Origin of the sequence: Candidatus Nitrosocosmicus oleophilus, from assembly GCF_000802205.1 — an archaeon.
Lineage (GTDB): Archaea > Thermoproteota > Nitrososphaeria > Nitrososphaerales > Nitrososphaeraceae > Nitrosocosmicus > Nitrosocosmicus oleophilus.
On record NZ_CP012850.1, the window covers coordinates 2,928,014 to 2,951,993 of the forward strand.

At 34.0% G+C, this 23,980-nt stretch carries 21 protein-coding genes and 1 pseudogene; 12 read left to right on the forward strand and 10 right to left on the reverse strand.

Annotation, left to right across the window (positions count from 1 at the left end; all coding sequences use genetic code 11):
• Nucleotides 1-3 precede the first annotated feature (3 nt).
• From NMY3_RS14130 to NMY3_RS14150, 5 genes are all read left to right on the forward strand, one after another.
• Nucleotides 4-540 carry a hypothetical protein gene (locus NMY3_RS14130; protein ID WP_196816458.1) on the forward strand — a complete coding sequence of 179 codons (537 nt, stop codon included), beginning with the start codon at nt 4-6 and terminating at the stop codon, nt 538-540.
• A gap of 24 nt (nt 541-564) precedes the next feature.
• Entirely contained in the window at nt 565-957 is a 393-nt protein-coding gene (locus NMY3_RS14135; RefSeq protein ID WP_196816459.1) for a DUF6438 domain-containing protein, read from the forward strand.
• Nucleotides 958-1,158: 201 nt separating this feature from the next.
• Entirely contained in the window at nt 1,159-2,373 is a 1,215-nt protein-coding gene (locus tag NMY3_RS14140; RefSeq protein ID WP_196816460.1) for a patatin-like phospholipase family protein, read from the forward strand.
• A 1,827-nt stretch (nt 2,374-4,200) separates the two neighbouring features.
• Nucleotides 4,201-4,527, forward strand: a complete 327-nt coding sequence (locus tag NMY3_RS14145) for a hypothetical protein (protein ID WP_196816461.1) — start codon at nt 4,201-4,203, stop codon at nt 4,525-4,527.
• A 59-nt stretch (nt 4,528-4,586) separates the two neighbouring features.
• Entirely contained in the window at nt 4,587-5,141 is a 555-nt protein-coding gene (locus NMY3_RS14150; RefSeq protein WP_196816462.1) for a hypothetical protein, read from the forward strand.
• A 301-nt stretch (nt 5,142-5,442) separates the two neighbouring features.
• On the opposite strand, the gene NMY3_RS14155 is transcribed toward NMY3_RS14150, so the two are convergent.
• Together NMY3_RS14155 and NMY3_RS14160 are read right to left on the reverse strand one after the other, a co-directional pair.
• Complete coding sequence (locus tag NMY3_RS14155; protein ID WP_196816463.1) at nt 5,443-6,705, reverse strand: clostripain-related cysteine peptidase; 1,263 nt, start codon at nt 6,703-6,705, stop codon at nt 5,443-5,445.
• Between the two features lie 144 nt (nt 6,706-6,849).
• A complete protein-coding gene (locus NMY3_RS14160; protein WP_196816464.1) occupies nt 6,850-7,566 on the reverse strand; it encodes a hypothetical protein in 717 nt (238 codons plus the stop codon).
• A 423-nt stretch (nt 7,567-7,989) separates the two neighbouring features.
• Here NMY3_RS14160 and NMY3_RS14165 point away from each other — a divergent pair, with 423 nt between their 5' ends.
• Nucleotides 7,990-9,030, forward strand: a complete 1,041-nt coding sequence (locus tag NMY3_RS14165; protein ID WP_196816465.1) for a hypothetical protein — start codon at nt 7,990-7,992, stop codon at nt 9,028-9,030.
• A 330-nt stretch (nt 9,031-9,360) separates the two neighbouring features.
• Here NMY3_RS14165 and NMY3_RS14170 read toward each other — a convergent pair whose 3' ends face one another.
• From NMY3_RS14170 to NMY3_RS14185, 4 genes are all read right to left on the reverse strand, one after another.
• The gene (locus NMY3_RS14170; protein WP_196816466.1) at nt 9,361-10,335 is read right to left on the reverse strand and encodes a M43 family zinc metalloprotease; all 975 of its coding nucleotides are present in this window, start codon (nt 10,333-10,335) and stop codon (nt 9,361-9,363) included.
• Between the two features lie 37 nt (nt 10,336-10,372).
• The gene (locus NMY3_RS14175; protein ID WP_196816467.1) at nt 10,373-10,858 is read right to left on the reverse strand and encodes a hypothetical protein; all 486 of its coding nucleotides are present in this window, start codon (nt 10,856-10,858) and stop codon (nt 10,373-10,375) included.
• A gap of 360 nt (nt 10,859-11,218) precedes the next feature.
• Complete coding sequence (locus NMY3_RS14180; protein WP_196816468.1) at nt 11,219-11,383, reverse strand: hypothetical protein; 165 nt, start codon at nt 11,381-11,383, stop codon at nt 11,219-11,221.
• A gap of 310 nt (nt 11,384-11,693) precedes the next feature.
• Nucleotides 11,694-12,383 carry a phosphoribosyltransferase gene (locus NMY3_RS14185; protein ID WP_196816469.1) on the reverse strand — a complete coding sequence of 230 codons (690 nt, stop codon included), beginning with the start codon at nt 12,381-12,383 and terminating at the stop codon, nt 11,694-11,696.
• 294 nt (nt 12,384-12,677) lie between these two features.
• Here NMY3_RS14185 and NMY3_RS14190 point away from each other — a divergent pair, with 294 nt between their 5' ends.
• The gene (locus NMY3_RS14190) at nt 12,678-13,004 is read left to right on the forward strand and encodes a cupin domain-containing protein (protein WP_196816470.1); all 327 of its coding nucleotides are present in this window, start codon (nt 12,678-12,680) and stop codon (nt 13,002-13,004) included.
• A gap of 213 nt (nt 13,005-13,217) precedes the next feature.
• Here the strand turns inward: NMY3_RS14190 and NMY3_RS14195 are convergent, their stop codons facing one another.
• Together NMY3_RS14195 and NMY3_RS14200 are read right to left on the reverse strand one after the other, a co-directional pair.
• The gene (locus NMY3_RS14195) at nt 13,218-14,102 is read right to left on the reverse strand and encodes a metallophosphoesterase family protein (RefSeq protein WP_196816471.1); all 885 of its coding nucleotides are present in this window, start codon (nt 14,100-14,102) and stop codon (nt 13,218-13,220) included.
• Nucleotides 14,103-14,248: 146 nt separating this feature from the next.
• Nucleotides 14,249-16,048 carry an ATP-binding protein gene (locus tag NMY3_RS14200; protein ID WP_196816472.1) on the reverse strand — a complete coding sequence of 600 codons (1,800 nt, stop codon included), beginning with the start codon at nt 16,046-16,048 and terminating at the stop codon, nt 14,249-14,251.
• Nucleotides 16,049-16,510: 462 nt separating this feature from the next.
• Here NMY3_RS14200 and NMY3_RS14205 point away from each other — a divergent pair, with 462 nt between their 5' ends.
• The 3 genes from NMY3_RS14205 to NMY3_RS14215 all read left to right on the forward strand — a co-directional run bounded on the left by NMY3_RS14205 (nt 16,511) and on the right by NMY3_RS14215 (nt 19,277).
• Nucleotides 16,511-17,344 carry a DUF421 domain-containing protein gene (locus tag NMY3_RS14205; RefSeq protein WP_196816473.1) on the forward strand — a complete coding sequence of 278 codons (834 nt, stop codon included), beginning with the start codon at nt 16,511-16,513 and terminating at the stop codon, nt 17,342-17,344.
• A gap of 371 nt (nt 17,345-17,715) precedes the next feature.
• On the forward strand, nt 17,716-18,072 hold the full coding sequence (gene pth2, locus NMY3_RS14210; RefSeq protein WP_196816474.1) for an aminoacyl-tRNA hydrolase: 357 nt from the start codon (nt 17,716-17,718) through the stop codon (nt 18,070-18,072).
• Between the two features lie 266 nt (nt 18,073-18,338).
• Nucleotides 18,339-19,277 carry a bile acid:sodium symporter family protein gene (locus tag NMY3_RS14215; protein WP_196816475.1) on the forward strand — a complete coding sequence of 313 codons (939 nt, stop codon included), beginning with the start codon at nt 18,339-18,341 and terminating at the stop codon, nt 19,275-19,277.
• A 219-nt stretch (nt 19,278-19,496) separates the two neighbouring features.
• Here the strand turns inward: NMY3_RS14215 and NMY3_RS14220 are convergent, their stop codons facing one another.
• Entirely contained in the window at nt 19,497-20,087 is a 591-nt protein-coding gene (locus NMY3_RS14220) for an NADPH-dependent FMN reductase (protein ID WP_196816476.1), read from the reverse strand.
• Between the two features lie 150 nt (nt 20,088-20,237).
• Nucleotides 20,238-20,888 carry a helix-turn-helix transcriptional regulator gene (locus NMY3_RS14225; protein ID WP_196816477.1) on the reverse strand — a complete coding sequence of 217 codons (651 nt, stop codon included), beginning with the start codon at nt 20,886-20,888 and terminating at the stop codon, nt 20,238-20,240.
• Between the two features lie 283 nt (nt 20,889-21,171).
• On the opposite strand from NMY3_RS14225, the gene NMY3_RS14230 reads away from it, so the two are divergent.
• Together NMY3_RS14230 and NMY3_RS14235 are read left to right on the forward strand one after the other, a co-directional pair.
• Nucleotides 21,172-22,095: a hypothetical protein gene (locus NMY3_RS14230; protein ID WP_231100106.1), complete on the forward strand. Its 924-nt coding sequence runs from the start codon at nt 21,172-21,174 to the stop codon at nt 22,093-22,095.
• A gap of 343 nt (nt 22,096-22,438) precedes the next feature.
• Nucleotides 22,439-23,524: pseudogene (locus NMY3_RS14235) on the forward strand (multicopper oxidase domain-containing protein); the annotation flags it as partial.
• Nucleotides 23,525-23,980: the final 456 nt, after the last annotated feature.

Genomic DNA, 23,980 nt, shown 5'->3' on the forward strand with positions numbered 1-23,980 from the left:
AAGATGAGTAAAAGCAACAAGAAGAGGAATAATAAAAAAATGGATAGCTTGAGTGGTAGAAAGGTCGGCAATATTTTTTCTAGCCCACGCATCAAACTGAATTGGATCAAAGAAGAGACTGAATTTTATAGAGCAGATATTGAATTTTTTGGTATTGACATCTCCGGACCATCATATGAGGGAAGGGTATTCCTCAATAATCCAAAAGCAGATGAGAAAACCGAATTAAACCTTGATAATGGTTATGCTGGATCCTATTATATTTTCGGACATGGCGGATGCTATGGTGATGCAGGGCATTGTGACATAAAGCCGCGAAGAACTTTTGACTCAAGAACAGAACATGACCTGACCCCCGCTTACAAATCAATGATTGCAACCGAACCAATAAAAAAAATATTGAAAACTACAAAGGAGATTGTGATTAGCGTCGTTCCGATCTCGGCAAGAAGCGCCAGGATGAGTAACGCCAAAGATATGGTGTATATAGATAAAATAAGGATTAGTTGCTATGAAAATTACTCAAAGTTAAATAAGTAGCAAAGCAAAGACTAGTCTAACAGATTGGACAATGTTGAAATAGCAATAGAGAAAGAATCACACGATAACATTGATCCTAGTTATTCTCTAAAAATAACCACCAACGGTACAGTCGAATTTAAGGGAACAGCGAACGTAAAAAATGGGGGTAAACATACCCTTAAGATCTCCCAGGATTTGGTAGCAGAAATAGTCGATAAATTTAACATGATTTATTTTTTTTCTTTAAAGGACAAGTATTTATCACCGGCTGGTCCAGAATCCCAAGAAACTAAGACTGTAATTTCTGTACGGGTAGGCGACAAATTTAAAAAAATAGAATATTCCAATAAAGGTAAAGCCCCTCATAGCCTTGATTCTTTGGTATCTCAGGTAGGAAAAATTACAAAAATTGATCAATTCATACAAAGTCAATGAAATAAAAAAGGATATAATGATGGTCTTTTCTTGATATATCTGCAAAAATAGAACCAATAAGAAATATTTGAATTTTCAACAATATACAAAAGATGGAAACTAAAATAGAGCGGCGAAAGAGTGCTCCGCTCATTTTTTCTAGTATATTCAAAGCTTTTATGACTTACCTAAATAAGCTATCTTGCAAATTAAGATATACTGATGAGTTATACTATAAAAGAGGCCAGTACTACAAGACACAAAGAATCTAGAAATATAGAAAATGTTCTTGTCATGCAAGGGGGTGGCTCTCTAGGGGCTTTCGCTTGCGGCGTGTTTAAGGCATTGGTAAAACATAAGGTTCAGATTGACATAGTTGCAGGTACTTCTATAGGTGCAGTCAACGCAGCCCTAATAGTTGGAAGTAAATCCGGGCATCCAGAAAAAGACCTTGAAGATTTTTGGCTTGAAATTGGTGAAAGCAGCATTGAAATCATTCCAGATTTATGGGTATATGGGTGGAACAGTAGAGCCAGAACTTATGTGCCTAAGACCATTTCATCCGCTTCTGCAAATGCGGCCTTTTTTGGAGTTCCCAAAATGTTTATCCCAAGATGGCAGTGGTGGAATACTAGTAAAAACTTTCATGGCATGATGGGTGGGCTGGAAGAACAGTATTTTGATCCTAGAAACTGGACATTTATTTATGACCACTCCCCTTTAGTAGGGACTCTAGAGAAATACATTGATTATGGAAAATTAAATCTTGCAGCAACAAAAGAAGAGTTGCGTTCTGTATTGAGATTAATTATCACAGCAGTGGATGTTATGACTGCCAAGCCACTTATTTTTGATAATACATTGATGAAAATAAAACCAGAACACATTCTAGCAAGTTCAGGATATCCAATATATGGATTTCCTTGGGTTGATTTAGGAAATGATATTAAAGCATGGGATGGAAGCTTACTTAGCAATACTCCAATAAGAGAGGTACTCTATGTGTCTCCACGAAATGACAAGAATATTTTTATTGTTGAAAACTATCCACAAAGAATTGACAGTCTTCCTTCCAATTTCATAGAAGTGGTAAATAGATACAAGGACATTTTATTTTGTGATAAAGATATTGAAAGCATAAAAAATGCAAGATTAGTTACTAGACATATTAAACTAATTGAGAAACTATATGATATATTTGACAAGCAAGTTGATCATTCCACACTAAGCAAGGAGGAAAGAAATGATATCCGAAGTGAGTATAAAGACTTGATTGAAAATTATGGTGCAGAAATTAAATCTGTTACCAGAATAATTAGAAGTGAAATCGAATCGCCTTCGATCCTAAAGAATAGTGATTTTTCTAGTACCACAATTAGGGAGTTGATAGAGCAAGGTGAAAGGAAAACTGAAGAAAAGTTAGAAAAAATACGATGACATTAAAAATCTTTAATTGCAAATCCTATTTCAATAAATCAACTAGATTCATAAGGGTGAGGACCAAAGATTTTCCTATCATTTTGATCTCCTGGTTAATGTTACCAAGACAATCTTCGATGGATTTGTTTAAGAATATCGATTAGAATTATGTGATGATAGCATATTATCTATCCAGTTATTTATATTTTGATTACATCCTGCTTTATTTCTTATATCCCTTATATTTCAAAGAAATGTAGAAAATCTCATCCTATTTCTTTTTCAATATCATCAAATTCTATCATAGCTATTATAGATCGTACTTTAATACTTTCAAGAAAAAAAACGCTTTTTCTACAATACGTGACAAGTCAATTGAACCATGGGTATATACTATCAAACTGGCCAATTGGATCTCAATCCAAAAGCAGATTTTCTTCAAACATGCGACGAATTATCTAGACATTATCTAATGTGAATGAAAAGATTGAGGCAGATGGATAGTGTTTTAGCCGCGTATAAACATCTCAATCAGCTCCAATTAGTAACCTCGATTCTCCGCTTGAAGCAGCTATTTTATATCATGAGAACGCTGGAATTTACCAAGAATAATTATCCAATAGAACGGAACCAGTCTTTGGCATATTTGGCACCCTGGTCCAATAAATTCCTCCATAAGAAGTGCAATAATTTGAAGATGCCTCAAATCCAAATAACATTACCAATGAAATTTACGGTTACCAAGGAATTGGTCATGCTTTGGCAAATTCAACAGGAGCAAGATTCGTACTGAATGGAAGGTTGGATGACAAAAAAACATCCTAATTTCTTAACAAGAACTAAAAACAAATAATTCTTATAAACATAGCTATCCTAGCATCTACCTTTTTTCATTTTTGATAATACGAGTCACTATACAGGCAAATTATCTGTTATCAAACTCGGAATAGTAATTTTCTTTAAATAAATAAGTGAAGTCAAAAAAGTATTGCACTAAAATACGGCAATCAATAGGTATTGAAAAAACAAACTATGTGTATAAGTTAGTTATCATTTTTTTACTGTTCCTAACCATGTATGTTTCAAATCTTAATCACAGTAAAACACTAGCCGATCACCACTCACCAAATTTGCCTTTATTAGAAAAATCACTAAAATATACATTAACTATATAATACATATCGATAACTCGCCGGATGTTAAAGCAGCATTCTACGACCCCTCAAATCAAAGACATACAAATATTAGCCAATGAGAATCATTTCATTTCAGAAGTTCATTCCATACATTCTCATGTCTTAGTTATATTGATTTGAATGCACTATTTCCAAATAACTGGCCTTTTTCGAAGGTAATACCAGTGCCTTGTTTATTGCCAAAATTGTCATGACCATATTAGCAAACAATTGATTAGTCTAAACAAAGATTCAGTTAAAGCAAATCTGACCATCTTGGATATGGACGCATATTCAATGTCCAAGCTACCCCTCATAGGATGAGGTTTAGTCGAAATTTGTTTTTTACTTACTTCTGTGGCTGCTAGCAATTTTTATGTTATAAAATTCGTAACGGACAACACAATTAATTGGAGCGATTAAATTGAATAGTTATTTAGATTAGGAAACAAGATCTCAACCAAAGTCGAATGTGACATAGTCTTCATCCCCAGGTGTCGAGCGACTGGAACAATGCTAATATTTGTATTATAAAATGGGATTAAATAATTGCCTCCTAATCTTATCATTATTTCCAGGAGAGAAGCATCAGATGAATGTTTGTTGAAAAACCCTATGAAAATTTATGAAAATAAGAAAAAGATATAAGTAAATAAGTATTCTTGGTATTGTGGGAATAGCGACTTCATATCCAATACCGACTCCCGACTTTGAAGATAGTGCGAATAAAAGCACCACCGGACACAAGATCTCATTCAATCTCCAGAAACATAAACTATCTCCAATAACCTATACGAGCGACGATGAAGGCTTGTATGACAATGAAGTGTCCGAAGAAATATCAAATATTAAGAGTAATTCAGAAAAGTTAGAATCCAAACTAGATCTTAAAATAAAGGAACTAGATCTTAAAATAAAGGAACTAGATCTTAAAATAAAGGAACTAGATCTTAAAATAAAGGAACTAGATCTTAAAATAAAGGAACTAGAACATTAGATTTAGCATGATTCAACCTAATGATGATTTACCATACACAAATGAGGTAAAGTATTAAATTGGTGGACTTGCCATCTTTTTTAAATAGATCCGATTTTATAGGAAAATATTTGCCTGGATATGTTCTTGTAGTTTTATATATTTTATTATTTGAATTTGACAAAATATCAAGCTTAGATAAGGACATAATTACAGCTTTAGTTTTTGTTGTCGCAGGTCCTACATTAGGGTACACTATAACCCAGTTTCATAGAAGCTTACCATATATCAGAAGTGCAATAATTGGTGATAAGGATGACAGTGCTAAGGAAGAATTGAAAAAAACAGTTCGCAGATACGCTAGACTTAAAACATTACTCAGTGTAGAGGAAAAATCCGAACTAGAGCTCGCCGAAGCAGAGTATGATTTTAGTATTTCTACCGGAATTGTTTTTTTGTTGTTAGAAGCAATTATTTTTTATCATATTGTCATTAATGATTTGAAATTAGATCCTCTTATTCAAATACCGTTTTTGGTTCTAGCAGGATGTCTATTTGTGAATGCACATTATCAGAAGACAAGGGCTTACTATCCTCTATTTTCTGAATTCGTAAAAAAGTATAAAATTACCTAATATCCAAATTTCGGACCTCGGCCTATATGATTTTAACTATTATGATAATCAATATAGGTAATGAAGCTCAATAATTTCACACACTAAATGAATATTTTAGAATATCAGGTGTAATTAACTTCATAACGATTCGTTTAGTATTATTTGTAAATCATAAGTATTTGTGCTGGGACTATCATGTTTAAAGCTAATACATAGTCATTATGAAGCAAAATCATGCATATAAAAGATCTTCATTTTGTCCAATGAATCCCAAATTAAAAAAAATTGATTATTGTCTAATGAAAAAATAATTTTAGAATTATTCAATTCTTTCACTCGAATAAAATAATTTCAATAATTTATTCCATTCACTATATTTTTTTGTAAATGAAAGTTTTTTGTATGGGGTTAAGTGAGTCTCATATTTATGGGTATTCTCAGGAAACCAAATCGTAATTCCATTAGAATTTTTGATGGCTTCTCCTAAGTGTACATTTGAAATGACTACTCTTTTTAAACTAGTGATGGTCATTTTAGTTGTATTTTCGTCTATATCTAAAAACTTTTTACATAGTAACAGAAAGTGACCTGCATCTACGTAATCGTCAAAATCATTCTTGGGTGCATATACTTGGACATTTTGTCTGATTCTTCTAAGTTTCGCTACGGTATCATCTTTATTGGTTTCAAGTAGTTTTCTTAATTTGTTGGCAAAATTATCATAGTTTGAAGCTAGTTCTTCAATATGTTCCATATCTAAGGCTGACTGAGTTATGGGCCAATATTCATCAGTATTATAAGGTGGTGAATTGTAGAAGTCATAATAGTTTTTTACTAAATCCTTGGCCAAATCTTTTGGATTGTCAGATGAATTGTTCAAAGATTTTAAATCAATTGCATATGGCCAACCCGTAGTTGGCTCCAATTCTTCCGAACCCACAATAACCCTAGTATACGGCTTAACCTCATATGCCACTTCTAACATATTCATGAGGCATGCATCAAATCCAAGAATACCTATCTTATTATGTTCGGAAAAACCAGATTGTTTGATTGCATAAGACAATTCTAACATGTCCAAAAAATTCCCAGAAGATTCATCAATAGCTATATAACGCATTTTTGGTGAACTTTCAATGACGGTCTCATGTTTAAACACAGTTTTACTTCTACCGCTTATCCTCCTCTTTAGGGTTGAAATAGGCAATCGACTTCTATCATCCCTCCATCCACTTCCGTGATTCCATATTGTTACTAAGTAATTGGAAGAAGGATATTCAGTAGTTGCCCATTTGAGAGCATCAGTCAATGTTTGCGGATCTCCAGAATCTTTCTCTTTTAGTCTTTCCAAAACAACTCTGTTTGCCTTATTTGTTACGTTGTTTTTTTCAGGTATCAAATATCGAATTGTTCCCTCATACCCATCATATTGGGGCCCCGATGAGTCAAATTCTATCAAACATCTCGTATTTTTCACAGTACCAGTAATTTCCATTTCTTCAAGATCTCCCACTCCGTCATCACTTAATCCTCCGTCTCCAGCCATATATGCAAACAAGGTCCAATTTATCGAATTCGTCATAAATAGCAATGATCATAATACTATTTAATATTATTGGTAAAGAAACCCAATAATTACAAATAACCTACTAAAATTTAAAAGATCAATAGTAGGTAAATAGACATTTGCTAAACTTTCAAATATGGCCTGTTTAGCAGGTATAATTTACTTAACAGTTACATCATAAACTACGTTTGAAAGTCGATTTTCAGGAGATGGTTGTCCTTCAGATCCTGGTTTGAAATAGGCCTCGTTAAATTCAATCATATGATTACCAATATCTAGCGGTTTCAAGAATAGAAAATATCCATTAGCCATAGCTCTGTATGTTCCGGGTGATACATCATAAATATTGTCATCCGTATACGTTATGTTATATAAAAAGGGATTATGAAGGAAATCAGCCCTATTTTCTGAACTCATAACTTCAACACCGTCTACTTTAGCAGTAAACTTTACTGTATCTAAACCTATATTGACACAATCCCTCAATTCCTCGTCTGTTTTCAGTCCTTCGCTAAAGTCGCATCCACCGCCATAAATTTGAACTAAAAGTGCTTTGTCCTGAGGTACAGTACATTTCCTTATTTCTGCATCTGCAAAATCAGACAGCCCTAGACTTCTTCCATCTGAAAGGAACCAGACGTCTTTGTTAGTTTGATTCCAAGCGCACTTCTCAGGCGAATAAGATTCTCGTGGATGAATTTGGCTCAGATTAGATGGATCTTGCTCATTGACTTTATTTGGAAGGGAAACATGCCATTGCCACCATTTACTCATCCATTCAGAGTATGAAGTTCCATATGGATGAGAATCTTTAGAATAAATCAAGTTGGAACTATTAGTCGGGGCAGCATGACTAGTTTGACTGTTAATTGACATAATAAGCATGATTAAAACGAAAGTTGTTTTTACTAGATACGTTTCATACATAATCCAATACTATGGTCACTTTTGTTATATCCTTTTCTATTACAATTGAAATTCTAAAGTCAATCAAAGGTTTATCTTTTTGATATCCTTAACCACATATAGTTGACAATTCCAAAATCAACCCATTTTATTGTTATTTGTGGGATAATACTGCTGGTTTTGTCATTTATTGACAACATAATTATGAGCAATTTCCTCAATTCTATTTTGGAACGCCATTCTTTGTCAAATCTCTTGACGTTTACTTTGCTATTAGTTTTCGCTATCGCGATTCAACTTGTAATATTTTATTCTATAAGAAAAAGATACTCCTTATTCGAAAAGACGATAACCAGATCTTTATTCACTTTTCAGGTTTTGTTAATCTTTTTTATGCTAATCAGTATTATTCTATTTGCATACTTGGTAGTTCAAATTATGCTGCAAGGTGCATATGATACTATTATCTACAAATCCATAATATTTTCAAATTATTTCTTTGCCCTGGCTAATATGGGTATACTGATCTATTACCTTTTTTCATGGTTCAAAAGAAATCACAGCATAGTAATGCTGGTATATTTCATCGCTTTCTCCGTATTTATGATCAATGAAATTGGCAGCATTCTTATATTATATTTTCAACTCGATGATAGACCACAGAAAATCACCTTTATCACCAATCCTTGGGATTCAATTAGTCTTAAAATATTATCTTTTACTGACTTTTATAAATTAACATCAATTATTTCATTTAGCATTACTTGGGTTGGGACTTGTCTACTAATGTACCATTATTCTCGAAAAATAGGAAGATGGAAGTTCTGGTTATTAGCTGTATTGCCATTGATTTATTATATAGGAAATATAGACATCATAAGATCAGCTATATTTAATCATGTTTTAGTTTTCAGCCCTCATTTGTTATTGATTGTACAAATTGTTCTAGGGGGTGCTAAACAAATTGGAGGATTTTTCTTCGCACTGGCTTTTATAATAATATCATTGAAAATCGATGGTCAAAAACTGAAATATTTTCTACTGATCTGTGCTACAGGAGTAATGTTACTTTTTAGCAGTAATCAAATATCACTTGTTCAGGTTATTCCATATCCTCCCTTTGGACTTATCACAATTTCACTCTTATCCATTTCATCATTTTTAGTCTTAGTAGGACTGCTCAGTATTGCCTCTTCAATGGCATATGATAAGACCTTGCTTGAAAATGCACGAAAAATTGTCAGGGAAAAAGCATCTACATTCTTATATGATATCGGCTCTGCTCAATGGCAAAAAGAAATGGACAGTACAATACCAGCAATAATGGACGTTGGAGCAAAACAGATGGATGATACTTCCGTCCCGCCCTCCTTATCTGAGGAGGAGGTAAGGGATTATATTAATGAATTAGTAGAAGAGCTAAAAAAAGCATAGATATATTATTTTTTACCAATAACAAAGATCGAGAGTTTTATAGTTTAAACTTTTTTACTCCAAAGTAGATCTAAATAGTTCTGAACCTGTATTATATAGACTATTGATAATCACAGTAAAGTACGCTCATTTTAAAACCTTTATTATTACTATATTTGAGATACTAGATAAAAAAGTCACTAGCCAAACTAAATAGTACTATTTTACAGTTTGAAAGAACAAATTAATAAATTGAAAAAATGGTTAGAATAATGATGGTAAATACAGAGCAAAAAAGCTAGACTATTTTTAAACATTCTCATACGCTAGGTCGCATCATCATCAAAACATTTAGCTTATTATGGTCGGCCTTAATTTTTCTAAATACCCGCGCATTCTTGCAACTTGGTCCCTGGTGAACATTAATGCATATTCATCATCCCAACCATCCATAAAGTTCAATGCTATTGGATCTGGGCAGCCAGGACATTTTTGTTCACTTGAGTAACCTATTGGAGATCCGCATTGGGCTCCGATTTGTGGAGGAGTATCACAAATCTCATCCCCAGTATAATCGCAGAGTTCATCTGCTTCACATTCTGGGCTATCAGATGGACCCCACAAATGATATAACCCGAGCCAATGACCCACCTCGTGAGTCAAAGTTTTGCCCTTATCTCTACCAGGCTGCGTTGTTTTTCCCATGCCAAAATATCTATAATCAATTACGACCCCATCTGTCGATACCAGATCCCCATATCTGTTTTTACGTGGGTATTGAGCATAACCACCAGGCGAGGATAACTTACAAACCCATACGTTTAGATATTTTGCAGTATTCCAGGCATCATGACCACCCGATTCAGTAGATTTTACAGGTTGTTCCTCTAGTGAGTAGGAACCTGATTCGGTAAAAGATTCAAAGAACTCATTACTTGTATGAGTAAAGGTAATCCCATCAGTTGGATTGCCGCTTGGATCATTTTTGGGAAAGATAAAATTCAACTTTGAATCGGTAGCAAGAGCTTTTTCTTTTGGGAATTTAGAAAATAGAACATTGTCAATGTTTTTATTTCTAAAATCTTTGTTCAGTGAATCAAATTGCTTTAAAATTTGTGATTTCTTAATTTTTTCAATATCCTCATGATAAATTATATGAAAAACGATTGGTATATCATATAATGGCAGGTTACGGATAAATCTATATTTTGTTAGGGATTTTTTTTTTGATTCTTCTAATTTGATTTGCCTTATTAATGATTTATCACTTTTAGAAGGAGGTTTATTGTAATAATCGGTATTACAGTAAAAACCATGATTTGGCATGTCACATCAATTAATAGTGTGGAGATATTGCTACAATCTAATGATGTCCGCCATCTAATCCGCAGTCAGTACTATAGAGAACATACACTCTGCTATAATTACAAGGAGGAGAAATCATATCTAAAGAATGAACCTTTGGAGTATTTTTCAATACATCTTCTTGACAAGTAGCCCATTCGCCAGAAACAGTCAAGACCTTTAACAAGACTTTGGAATCTGCAGGATCGTCTTTTAGCACATACGAAACTGCTAACGAAAGTGGGGTTCCTAATGCATCCCACATAGTTAACTTGGTAGGAGATTTATATTCAATTATAGGGTTGAGATTTGCATTACCATATTCATGAAGGTAATTAGACAATTTGCCCTCAGGTTCTAATTCATGAAAATCAACGTCAATATAATACAATCCACTTGATTGGTGATCTTCTTTTGCTGTTCTATGTATAATGATATAATTTTTGTTTAGTGCCTGAACATACTTTGTCTTTAGTATTTCATATTCTGCCCAACATCTTACCATATTTTAAAACAATGTCATATAGTTAAAAAACTTTTCCCTTAAACGAAATATCATTTAGATTTCAACATTTTTTAGCAATAACAGAATCAGGTTTTACATTAGAAATTTATTCAATAATTGACATGATACACATTTAACTATGACAGGTATTAAAGAATGGGTGATCAAAAGTCATATGTCATAATTCTCTTCATGATTGACAACGTTATACCAGAAACCGGAAATTTTGTTAATTGGAGATATTATACAATTTAGGTTCATAAACGAAGAATGGGATAGGAATTCTTACCTTGTAGAATCAAATTATAAGATTATAAAATTGATTCATTATTTGAAAATAGTTACAGAATATCATATTAATTAATACCATTTAGTAACAGCTTGAGAGTTTTCAGCACCTAGTGGTGAATTTGAATCCTTCGATACTAATTTGCCTAGTAAAAATGCAACCTGAAAATTAGTATCTATCGAATCGAGTAAAGCATAGAATTCAACCTCTCTTTTGTAAGAAACTAATCTGGTCACCCGATATCTATCGCAGAAAGGTTGAAGAAAAGATTTGTTTAGAAATTTCTTGGACCTCCTCAGAATATTTTTAAAGTATTAGGCTGAAGAGGATGGGTAAGGTGTTAATCTTTTGGTACCAATTCTCTAATATCCTTCAAGATTGAGAATGATTTAGCAAGAACTAGGAAGAATATGACTACAATAGATCCTAATTTTCCTGCCCTCTTAATATTCAAAATTTGATATTTCAGTCCTCTTGAAAATATAGATAACATGTTTTTGGCACTTTTAGAGGTATTTTTGACCTCCTTTAGGATCAAAATATGGCTCAATCGTAAGAGTGCTGCTTAATCATGATTTTCTTTACAGTCTCGTCACTCACCTGATCAAAATGTCTGTAAAATTGACCCACGGCAGAAAAAGCCTCTTCCATATGCAAAATTAAAACATTGTCAGCTATGTTAGCAAGCCTATTCACAGTTTCATCTCTGGCAGGAGCTACAGGTACTGCAACAACAAGCTGCTTGCAATTACAATTGTTCTTTACCCATTCTGCGGAAGCGATTATGGTGGATCCTGTAGCTATTCCGTCATCAACAAGCACAACAACTCTTTTCTCAAATTTATCATGATAAGAAATATCGCCTCTAAATTCTATAAGGCGTCTCCTTATTTCCTTTTTTTGAAAATCTATTTCCTTTTTTAAATAAGCTTGGGAAATGTTAAAAAGTCGTATAATGCCTTCATTTAAAAAATAGCTGCAGTCTGGCATCATCGCTCCGACTGCGAATTCCTCATTGAATTCTGCCCTTATCTTTCTAGTAACGACCACATCCAAATTGCATCGGAAATGATTTGCTATTATGTTACCTAATATGATACCTCCTCGTGGGATAGCTAAAATAATTACCTCATTTGCAGTATTAGACAAATCTATTTGACTTTTTTTCAGTATCTCTTCTAATTCTTTAGCTATCTCGTGTCCAGCCTGCTCGCGATCCTGAAACAACACGCACATAATAGTAAATATATAATTCCAGTATTAAACTGAAACAAAAACACGGGAACCCCTCACAGCGATCGTCTTAACACGTAATATTACTATTTCAGTTGATACATATCATAATCTAGATCCTACAATGCAGTTAAAATTACTACTATTTTTCAAATAAATTTCAAGTAGGGGTTGAACTAAATCGCACATGCTCCAGGTTTTATCCAAAAATTAAACGGTACATTCATCAAACCTGCATCATTAGGTCCAACATAACCGCAAGGGAACAAACTAATTTAGGAATTACTGTAGGAGGACATGGATAATATTTTTGATCTTGATTCAATGCTATTAGAGCTTAACAAAAAAGGCAATTCATCATGTTCCTTGGATGTTTTACACAATAACAGTTTTGAAGTGGGAGTGCTTAGACTCAATCCAGGTCAGAAGGACACACAGGGACCTCATTCAGAAGACGAACTCTATTTCGTTATGGAAGGTAAAGGATTAATCAATATATTAGAGAAGAATCATGAAATAAGAAAAGGTTCTTGTATTTTTGTTCCCTCAAAAACAAAGCATTACTTTCATGGGAATAAAGAAAGACTAGTAGTCTTATACGTATTTAATGTTTCAAAGAGCTGATTCAAGCAGTTCATACAAAAAAGATACTTAATTCTCAACCCTCAAACAAAGATCGGGATAAAACACTTTTAGACTCACAAGTCAACCAAAAGTAGTTTCAAAAAAAATGCAAAACCGATTGTATGCGTACTCTATTTTGGCTTCATAATTTAAAATAACCCGATTCTAAACCTATCTGGTATTGATAATTCTAGATGATAATTTAACTATCATTTAATCTGGTGACATCATATCGGCAATTCGAGTTACCCTATCCTCAGGATTATATTGATTAACTACCTCATACAATGGCATTCTTTTTCCCCCAACTATTTTGATATCTATTTCGATTTTGCCATTCGAGTCTATATCGATAATATTATAGGTATCCTCAAAAACCCCTCTATATCTCCAAGAACAAGCTGTGCCGGCATAAGCTATTTTCATTGTACCTAAATCCCAGATCCAAGGCCTGTGCTTGTGACCGCAGATAACAATATCGACATCATTAGCCAGACATGTTCTTAAAACATCACCTGCGTCAGATATTCCCACTACATTTGTATAGCCTGTATCAGGTATGGCAATCAAATGGTGATGCATTGCAACAATCTTTATTATTGCTTTAGTCCTATTTTGAGACTGCTGCTGACCCTGTTGGTGTTTCAGATCCGCTTTAGGTTTGGGAATGTGATATTTTCTTAGAATCTTGTTTAACCATAGGTTTTGTCTAAATCCAACTTCACCTTCATCTCTATCTGCTCTTGCAGTTCCTACCGTAGTAACTATTACTGTTTGGTTCTTGTTCTTCGGATTATTATACTTGTAAACCCGTGAACCACTCGGTGCAGAAACAGGAAAGAATTGTCTAAATAAAAGATAGCCAGTGTGTCTATAGTCATGGTTTCCTGGAAATATTATCAGATTCTTGCATGTGAATTTTTTTATTTCTTGTTGGGCCTGTTCGAACTGAAAGAATAATCCGTCATCAGTTAAATCCCCTGATATAATAATGACATCAGGTTTTAAATCATTATTAATCTCATCCACCAAAGTATCAAAAGTATCTTTTTTAAATAAACCACCAATGTGCAAGTCAGATATTTGAACAAATCTCATATCCTATATCTTATTTAATATTTTGAAATATAACGTTAAATACTTTCACAAAGAGAAAGAGATGAAAATCATATTCTGCAAATTGATTGAATCCCCTTAAACAATTATCATAACAATTACTAGTGATGAATTCTAGTCAGTGAGAGTCATGGTTTTTTGAATGTAGGTTTGGGTATAGCAATTTTAATAGGATGTCTAAAGGCAGGATGTACCAAGATAAACTCACCTCTGTGTAGTTTGCTGATAACCGATTTGGTAGTGTCATCTACCATTGAATATGGATTTGTAGAAAGCTCGGATAAGCCCAACTTGGTGATAACATGTAACCCAGTATTTTCATTAATGCTCTGATCAATTTGACTTTTGAATTGCTGTGCAGAGAAAAGTATGCAGTGTCTAGACTTGCCAGTGATCAAAATCTTTAACAGTTCTTCTGCAACAGCCGAACGATTAGACATCGACATTCTGAGATCCATATTACCTGATTCTCCCCGTGGCAAAAATCTGTTAATTTCATCAATAAAGATTACAATATATTTTGGTTTTTTTGTCAATTCTTTTTTTGTAATCTCTTTTTGATCATCAATTTCATCTCCGCTACCCACACTATCGTATTCGTCATCAGGATTATTAGCATGGCCAAGCGAGTACATCTCGTTTATCGTTTTCATTACATCTCCCACTACAAACGCTTGCTCATCTAACGTAGGCAGCCTAGCAATATCTATCACAAACACTTCATTCTTATTCATTTTTTTAATTTCCCTACCAAGATATCTACTTGTTACTTTTTTGTCTACAAATAGAGTAGATGGCTTCCTATATTTTTGGATCATACCCTGAAACTTTAGTAATGTAGTCTTATGGGTAACGATTTCTTCTGGGAATTCACTAAAATTGATCAAGTCCGTCCAGTTTGCAATTTTCTGAGGATTTCCCTTGTCACCACCCCTTTGGTCCAAGTTGGGCCATAATTCGTAAATGTAATTTAGGATTGAGGAAATATTATGTTGAGGGTCCAGAGTTGATTCAGAGGAAAATAACAATTCCAGCCGATCATAGACATCGGATAATTCAAAAGAATATGTGAAGTAGTTTTTCTCAGGAATATGTGCTGAATTTGGTTTACCATCTACTCCCCTTGGGAGAAAATATTTTACATTGTTAAACGGAGTTAAATTCAAACCAAGGATGTCCAGTTCTTCTTTATCCTCGCTAGCATAAGTTTCCTCTCTTTCTTTATCTATGTATAAAAGATCTTTTTCTTTGGTATTAAGTAGAATTATAGAAATACCTTCCTCTAATAGTTTTTGATGAAGGACCTGTAACAAGAATAAGAGATAACTGGTCTTCATGTTCCCTGAAATTCCCGTGGCGTTAACATGAGTGGTATCAGGTCCAAAAATGTAAGTTACATCCAAGTCAATTGGGATTTTAGTATTGTTAGTCATCGAGATCACGCCTGCGGGAATAGGATGTTCCATTTCAGGGATCCCAAGAGATGAAATGACATCCTCTACAGTAGCAAAAGTTACAAGTTTGCCTTCTTGAACAGGCATATTGATGTTCCAATTTTTTGATTTTGAAGGTATTTTGTTAGGGCTAGAAGTATTAGAAGAAATATCTTCTTTAAAACTAATTAATTGAAGGTTAGCAATTACATCAATCTTTGCAACTGTCAGGCCACCGCTCAACTTTTCATCCGAGTTTAAAAGTAAATTGATCTGAGTCGGATAGTAATTTCTAGAAAAAGTTTCGCTGTCTATGTAGATTCTCTTTAGTTCTTTGATCATTCCAATAGTTTTTGTGTTCTGGACATTTTCAACACTAATAAAGTCAAATGGGTTTATCAGGATTTCAGGTTTGATTATAATCCAAAATGAATCGATAGAATTGGAAAAATTTTCAGATACGAAGGTAATTCCGATGGGTTTGTTATCTTGCATCTATAAAATCTTAATCTACAAAGGTTATAAGAAACCAAGTATCGAGTTACATCCTGTCCAGCTGTCTTTACAAAAAATTTATTTTAATGATCCGCTTTTTGCAAATGTCAAGAATGTCATGAAAGTAAACTCACTCTCATTAATTTTCTGAATTCCTATTAATGAAGATTCATGTTAAAGACAATCGAATAACGTTACTGGACCAATTTGTATCTTTATGAAAATATCAATGTATACTTTTTACATTAAGAAATGAAATTAGGTATACAGGGTACAGGAGTACGCATAACTATTCCAGTTTACCAGGTTAATATTTAGAAGACTGCTCCTAATAGAGTAGGATTGAAATATTATTATCAAATTTTTTTATCACATTTAACTAATTCTTGTAACCCTTTGGAATGTACTATTTGATTGTGGTTACTAACATTAACATATATGCAAGCATACCAACTTTATAGATTGATAAATAATTCAAGAATATGGATGATAACAGTCATACCGCTTGCAATAATGATAGTAATTTTTGGATATCTTGTATATCAGGTTAATGATCTTTCAGTCAAACTAAACGCAGCATTAGAACAAGATTCTTTGTCCCTTAAAACAAAAACTAGGGAGAACTCAAGCTTACTGGAGGTAGAAGAAAACAATAGTAACAATGGTACAATCGACAATAGTATTTCAGAACAACTAATGCTAAATAACGTATCATCCGAAACATCATCTGAATCACAGGAATCTGGGATAGATAATGGTGGGCAGAATGCTGATGCTGGAGCTTCTCCTTACATTGTGATACATGACGCTCTAATTCCTGACCCATCTTCCATTTTATCGGTAATCATAAGGACTGCAATAATCGCAACCTTGGTTTTTGTTATCGTTAAATGGCTGGGTGGAAAAGGTATAGGCCAGTTATCTCCTTTTGGATTATTAATCGTAGTGGGTCTGGGGTCAGCAATTGGCGATCCTATGATTTATAAAGAAATATCTATCCCGCAAGCGATGGCTGCAGTCATCATTGCGGTAATATTCTTTAAAGTAATTGACTATTTGACCTTGAAGAGTAGGCGATTTAGAGAATCCATAGAACCTAAACCAATCTTGCTAGTAGAACATGGATCGATTGTTAATGAAGGTCTAAAAAGGGCTAAGATGGATATGGCAGAATTTGAGGCCGAAATGAGATTAAGCGGTTTAGAAAATGCAAGGGAAATTAAGTACGCCCGTCTGGAATCTAACGGTAAGATTAGCTTTATAATAAATAAGAAAACGACATCAGATGGAAATTAAGCGACTAATTAAACTTGAATTGATTGGGACTTCATCTCCTTACATCATCTAAGTTGACGAATATTCTGGATAACATTGGTGGTTCTTCACAGAAGGACCACCTTTAGAAAGAACATGTTAGTTCGTAAAATCGTAACTAACCCTCGTAATTTATGCTCTTTTCAACTAAATTGTTATTTGTAATTTGATGCGATCTTTTGTAGACATTCGAATAGCTAAACAAGAGAACATTAATTGCATTAATCTATTATAAATATAGCAAAGAAACGAACATAATTAAGATTTAGATTGATGGGTTTAGAGGACTCTCCAGAGTATCCATACTTACCAATTTGTTTAATTTATATGATTCATTCTCATTTTTAAGATTATTGAACAGCAGTGACGACATAAAATACGTCGTTGTAGTAAGAAAAGATCTCGGAATGGGTGTCGGAAAAATTGCTGGCCAGGTAGGACATGCATGTAGTTCCGTTGTGTGGCAGAACCCAGACCATGTTGCTAATTGGTTTAACTACGGTGGTCAAAAAAAAGCAGTATTGAAGATCCAATCAGAAAAAGAACTAATAGATATAATAAAAAAGGCTCAAGCATACGGTATCATTACTACAGTGATAAGAGATGCTGGAAAAACACAGATAGAGCCTAATACCATGACATGCTGTGGATTCGGTCCAGATTATTCGACAAAATTAGATAAATTGACCGGACATTTAAAGTTACTGTAGTAGTAACACTTCTGGCGACTCGAAAATAAATTTGGTTTTTCATGTAATAGTATCCTTTTGGTGTAACTTCCATGAACCAGCAAAAATTTTTCATCGCCATTCTTCAAAAATTGATATTTATTTTAAAAAAATGAATACTTGGAGAGGGAATACGAATATTACTAAGAAACACATGAAAGGGATGCAGAATTGCTCTATGTAGTTGCGACGTCTTACCTTTCTTATTCAATATCAATTTATTTGACGGTAATAGGCTGATATGTAAGATGCACGTACCGAATCCTAATAACACTTTTTACTACTTGGGCTTGTCAGTTCTATTTTCGACAATATTAGGATTATTATTCCCAAATATAGGAATCGTAGTGGAACCGTATTTGTTGTTGTGGCTTGGACTTTTACTTTTGTTCAATCTAATCAACATGAACCTGTCAGAACTTTATACAGTATTTTCACATCCGAAGAAGCTTATAATACTTACAATAGTGAAACTGGTGTTAATTCCAGTCGGATTGTACGCGATAATGAACATCTTTTCGCTTACCATTGTTCCTATAAGTACAAATTTAATGTTGTCAGTGTTTTTACTATCGGGCATATCTACAGGGCTTGGATCACCTTTTGTTGTAAACTTTGTTGGGGGCAGATTGCCAATAGTAGTAGGTCTAATAATAGCAACCTCACTATCTGTTCCATTTGTGTTACCAAGTTTAATATTTCTTTTTTTTAGCAGCAACTTTACAATCCCTATTTTCGACATGGTTGTGCTTTTATTGGTAGCATTAATGCTGCCTTTGATAGCAAGTCAGCTTTTAAAAAAAATTTCTCCCAAACTTACGGATCTAGTCAATAAACAATCACTAAACCTCTCACTTGTTTTCATTTTTCTTATCAACCTGGGGATTTTTGCCAAATATTCCTATTTCTTTTTTTCCAATTTCTTAGGAACTGTAGAAAACATATTTTTGGCGTTTATATTATTTGGGTATTATGGACTAACAGGATATGGTATCTCCAGGATAATGGGCTTATCAAAGGATGATAGAATATCAACAATGATTTCAATGATATATATTAACAATATTTTGATAGTTGTGTTTGCTCAACAATTCTTTGGTACTGAGATCGCTGCATTAGCAGCATTTTTCAATATTCCTTATTACTTGGGGATATTACTACTAAAAAAAATTTTCAATGCAAAATAAATTATTGTCATCATTTATTTTTTTGGATTTATTAGAAGAAAAGGTCACAATCCGGTTTATGTTTTAGGGGAGTTAACCCATTGTATCAAGAATCACAAATTGTAACCTGCTACTAGTAAATATCAAAAAATTTGGTTATTGATCATCTTAGCCTATTACTAGGGAATTATTTCAAAATAACTTTGATCTTGATCGTGTGGGGTCAATACTCCACCACCTTTACTTTCTGTAATGTACTGCATATGAATTCTGTATTGTTGAATCCAAATCCTTTTTGAATTGATTACTAATTAGGCCGCCATACACTACCAAGTCTCTTGCAAAACTTTCAAGTCTACCGAGCAACTGTACATTTATGATCTCGCGGTCCGCATTAAAATCCTGATTCGAGTTTATAGATATCCCATATGGTAAACTCCAACCATAGCACTGCCTTATAGCCGTTCTCATCTGATCCATTACTGTCAAACCTTTTTCATGCGAAGAGCAAAGGTACCCAAAAGTCTTTCCGGCAAACTCTGCCCAAAAGTAATCTAAAAAGTTTTTCAGTGATCCTGCCATTGAACCATGATAGTCGGGTGTTGCAAGGACTAAAGCGTCAGCCCAGTTAACTAATTCAACAGCGTGTTTAATCCCACTTAATTTTTCGTTGTATTCTGCAGTATACATAGGCAAAGGATTTGAATAGAGATTCAGTAACCTTGTATCCCCGCCATTTTTGTTTACATTGTTTAATATGATCTTTAAAGTTTCTGTACTAAAGGAATCTTGCCTCATGCTAGATCCAACACCTAAAACCTTTAAGGTCATCATCTCTAGTAAATACCACCTGGGACGATCTGAAAAGTATAATTTGTTTTATTCACACATACTATTCGTCATGGTAATTTATAAATATAATAGTTTACAAATTATATAAATTAGAAAATACAGATTCTGGATAAGTACCTCTAACAAATATTAAAGGAAATCACTCTTTTCTTTAATCAAGAACTTACAGATTGAATCTCCTTTGGCTGCTCTATGAGTAACCTCTACATTAGCATCAAGTATATATTCAAATAATTCTGTTTCAATAGAGCAGGCCTCCCAATGTTTTTCCGCTATCATTATTATTGGACAATTATATTCCAACAGAGTATGAGAATTGCGTTTTCTGTCTTTTTTGGATTCAGCGATATAGCCTTCTTCATCCCTGATTCTTGCTAATTCTTTTACTCTTTCATTGAATTTCATATCCTTCATACGTACACTATATTTTTCTAATAACTCCTTTTGACGTTCCCGCAATACAGACTCTACTGCATCCTTACCCATCTTTTTTTCTAAATAGTCCAAAGCATGTGTTGCTATTTCACCATAAGATCTTGGAAATGCAGTTTTACCAGTACTTGATAATGAATATTGCATTGTGGGTCTCCCTACACCTTTACGAATTTCCACACTTTCAACCAAGCCTCTATCTTGTAAATCACTCAAATGCTTGTGTACGGCCATTCTAGAAATCTTCATAACCTTTGACAAGTCCTTTAATCCTGCTTGTTTCATGACTTTCAGATAATACAATATTTTTCTCTTTGGATCAGATTGTGAAAAGGTTTCTGATTTCATTTTACGATACTCCTTTAAAATCCATCTAAGGTACCTAAGTAGAGCATTGCTAATTAATATACAATTTGGTTTATTAATTAAGTTAGGGTTTTAGATTTTTTTGGGTATTACACCTAGTTAGGATTCAATATATATATATATCAGCATAACAGAAGTTTCCAATTCAATTAAAATCAAGAAGAAAAAGATGTACCAATCAAGCTTTGACAAAAGATCAGGCTTTAACTTCTAAATAAATGTAAAGTACCAAAGTTTAAAAATGGTTCAAAATAACAAATCATAGTTGATTATAAGAAAACCTCACCTGGCGATAGTGGGTTTGACAATCATAACTATTATTCTAATATATTACTATTACTATGAGATAGTTGTATTGAGAGAGAAACCACCCGAGCCCCAGGAAATAATCACTCCTGAAGGCAAAGATATTTTTGGAGTTGATGAGATCTATCCCACAGCAAAGGATGGTAGAGAGTGGTTTATTAATATGCAAGATCCTCTTGATGACGATGCATTCTCAATTACATCAAATGTTCCTATAGTCAAGAATTCAGAAGATGAACCAGCCTGGTTTATTAATGATACTCAGATAAGAATGAATATAGGTACTCCAGATAGTGCACAACCATGGAAAAATATTGAGATGACCGGCTATGTTAAGATAAAATCAGTTTATGATACCAATCAAGAAGACGAAGGAGGAACTGATGGTGGAGATTCTGAGTCTCTGGCCCATGATTTTACATGGCGTGCACGTGGAGGCTCACATAATAATCAAAATCCTTGTGAGGGGACCGCATTGAATGGGGGGATTGATGTGATGAACATGGAAGCAGCTTGGAAGAAGGAAATATGGCATACCGGGGGCTACACTGATTCCAGAGGTTCGGCTAAAGCAACTGAAAAGCCTCTATTTGATAGATGGATTGGGTGGAAGGTGATAATGTACAACCAGGATAGTGACACCAGTGTCAAAATGGAATCATTTATTGATGATGATAATGACAATGTATGGAAAAAGGTCAATGAGATCACCGATGATGGTGGTTGGTTTGCCAATAGTTCAGATAAAGAATTTAACAGTGCAAAATGCAATAAGGCCAAGGACTACGTCATAACTAATTCAGGACCTATAGCAAGTTTTAGAGCAGACAATTTAGCCTTTGAGTTCAAGAATCTTAGTATCAGAGAAATTCAGCCCGTCTAAAATGATTTAAAACTAGATATTTTTTTTGGGTCTCAGTAAAGTATGACAACCAGTTTTGGTAATTAGTTGTCTTTACAAACTAAAACATATTGATTGATTAAGATGCTTTTAATGGATTGCTTTGGATTGATCGTCAGCCCTACTCCGATATCAAGGTCGAGAGGATTGAAATTGTTACAGATAAAGGTAGAAAATACCACTTAAAGCAAGTAAAACCTGAATTTCCATTTGATTTTCAAAGGCGTTGATCCACTTATTGTTAATAATGGTTCATGGATTAAACCCAAACATTGAAAACTTAACCAAGGTTAACATTTATTAACCTAGGAAAGTAATATAGATTATGCAAAATTTTAGGCGATTGGCATTGCCCCTTTTTTCAATTATTTTGGTTATTACGATAGCTTTGATAATGTCTGCCTACCTACTTAACCCATCAAATCCATCTTTTGATACCCATGCTCAAAACTCGACCGACAATAGAAAAATGATTGGAAGTCATACGCCAGGCTATCCTGTCTTCCGATCAACTGGAGATATACTAGATCCTATTTCTATTCCTGGCAACTCCAAAAATGCAGTGGTAGATCCGAATCAATATTTACATGAATTCAATTATGGACACGTGTCAAAATATGCCAATGGAACCACCCTAAGAGAATACACACTGATTGCTTCTGACTCGGAGATAAAAGAAGTGTCACCGGGGGTCTTTTACAATGTGTGGACTTACAACGGCACAATACCTGGCCCGACAATTCGAGCTACAGAAGGTGATCACATCAAGATCAATTTCATAAATAACGGTTCAAAACCTCATTCACTACACACCCACGGAATTCATCCAGCAGAGATGGATGGAGTTTTTGACATGGTTGGTCCAAAGGGCAAGTTCACATATGAATTTACGGCTGAGCCATATGGAGTTTATCCATACCATTGTCACATGACGCCACTAGAGGAGCACATAACACATGGACTCTATGGCGTCATGATTATTGATCCAAAGACTCCAAGACCTCCAGCAGATGAAATGGTTATGGTTATGAATGGTTATGATACTGACTTTGACACGGAAAATAACTTTTACACTGTAAATGGAATCCCATATTTTTATATGCATAATCCGATAGAGATCAAAAAGGATGAGCTAACAAGAATTTACCTAGTCAATATGTTAGAGTTTGATCCAATAAACAACTTTCATTTGCACGCCAACATGTTTAACTATTATCCAAGTGGAACTAGTCAAACTCCTGCTGAGCTTAATGACATCGTAACTATGAGTCAAGGAGAAAGAGGCATCTTAGAATTCAAATACAAATATCCAGGAAATTACATGTTCCACGCTCATAAAACAGAATTTGCAGAAAAGGGATGGATGGGTATGTTCAAAGTGGTAGACAACAGTCAAGACGATAAAAAAGAGGTTGATCTGAGGAGCAATAGTGCAGAAAACCCAACTAATGTATCTGTTTCCAAGAATCAGTCCTATCTGGTAGCAAATTCTAGTCAGAACGGTGTAATGAATACTGATTCAGAAAATAACAAGATGACATATAATTACACTGACTATAAGTTTAGTAACAACTCACTACATAATAGCCAACAACAGACAGCCAATCCAAATGAGGTTATTTCTTCCTATCAGTACGGAACAAACTCAAGCCAAGCCAAGGAGTAGATAGATAATGAAAGATAAGAAATTAGAAAAAGTAGACAAGGAAAAAGAGTTTGGCAAGAATGATGAAAATAAATTATCCACCAATACTCTCGGCAATACTGATGGACAAGGTCAAAAGAGGCAAGATATTAGAGATACAGAAGAGCCAACCGCTATTGGTATCAATGCAAGTAATACAAATACAAAGTCAACAAAAGGAAA

Bases quoted from the DNA above. Each gene is read 5' to 3' on its own strand.
- NMY3_RS14130 (WP_196816458.1), top strand. From the start codon at position 4: ATGAGTAAAAGCAACAAGAAGAGGAATAATAAAAAAATGGATAGCTTG.
- NMY3_RS14140 (WP_196816460.1), top strand. From the start codon at position 1,159: ATGAGTTATACTATAAAAGAGGCCAGTACTACAAGACACAAAGAATCT.
- NMY3_RS14155 (WP_196816463.1), bottom strand. From the start codon at position 6,705: ATGACGAATTCGATAAATTGGACCTTGTTTGCATATATGGCTGGAGAC.
- NMY3_RS14160 (WP_196816464.1), bottom strand. From the start codon at position 7,566: ATGTCAATTAACAGTCAAACTAGTCATGCTGCCCCGACTAATAGTTCC.
- NMY3_RS14165 (WP_196816465.1), top strand. From the start codon at position 7,990: ATGCTAATCAGTATTATTCTATTTGCATACTTGGTAGTTCAAATTATG.
- NMY3_RS14170 (WP_196816466.1), bottom strand. From the start codon at position 10,335: ATGCCAAATCATGGTTTTTACTGTAATACCGATTATTACAATAAACCT.
- NMY3_RS14175 (WP_196816467.1), bottom strand. From the start codon at position 10,858: ATGGTAAGATGTTGGGCAGAATATGAAATACTAAAGACAAAGTATGTT.
- NMY3_RS14185 (WP_196816469.1), bottom strand. From the start codon at position 12,383: ATGTGCGTGTTGTTTCAGGATCGCGAGCAGGCTGGACACGAGATAGCT.
- NMY3_RS14190 (WP_196816470.1), top strand. From the start codon at position 12,678: ATGGATAATATTTTTGATCTTGATTCAATGCTATTAGAGCTTAACAAA.
- NMY3_RS14195 (WP_196816471.1), bottom strand. From the start codon at position 14,102: ATGAGATTTGTTCAAATATCTGACTTGCACATTGGTGGTTTATTTAAA.
- NMY3_RS14200 (WP_196816472.1), bottom strand. From the start codon at position 16,048: ATGCAAGATAACAAACCCATCGGAATTACCTTCGTATCTGAAAATTTT.
- NMY3_RS14215 (WP_196816475.1), top strand. From the start codon at position 18,339: ATGCACGTACCGAATCCTAATAACACTTTTTACTACTTGGGCTTGTCA.
- NMY3_RS14220 (WP_196816476.1), bottom strand. From the start codon at position 20,087: ATGACCTTAAAGGTTTTAGGTGTTGGATCTAGCATGAGGCAAGATTCC.
- NMY3_RS14225 (WP_196816477.1), bottom strand. From the start codon at position 20,888: ATGAAATCAGAAACCTTTTCACAATCTGATCCAAAGAGAAAAATATTG.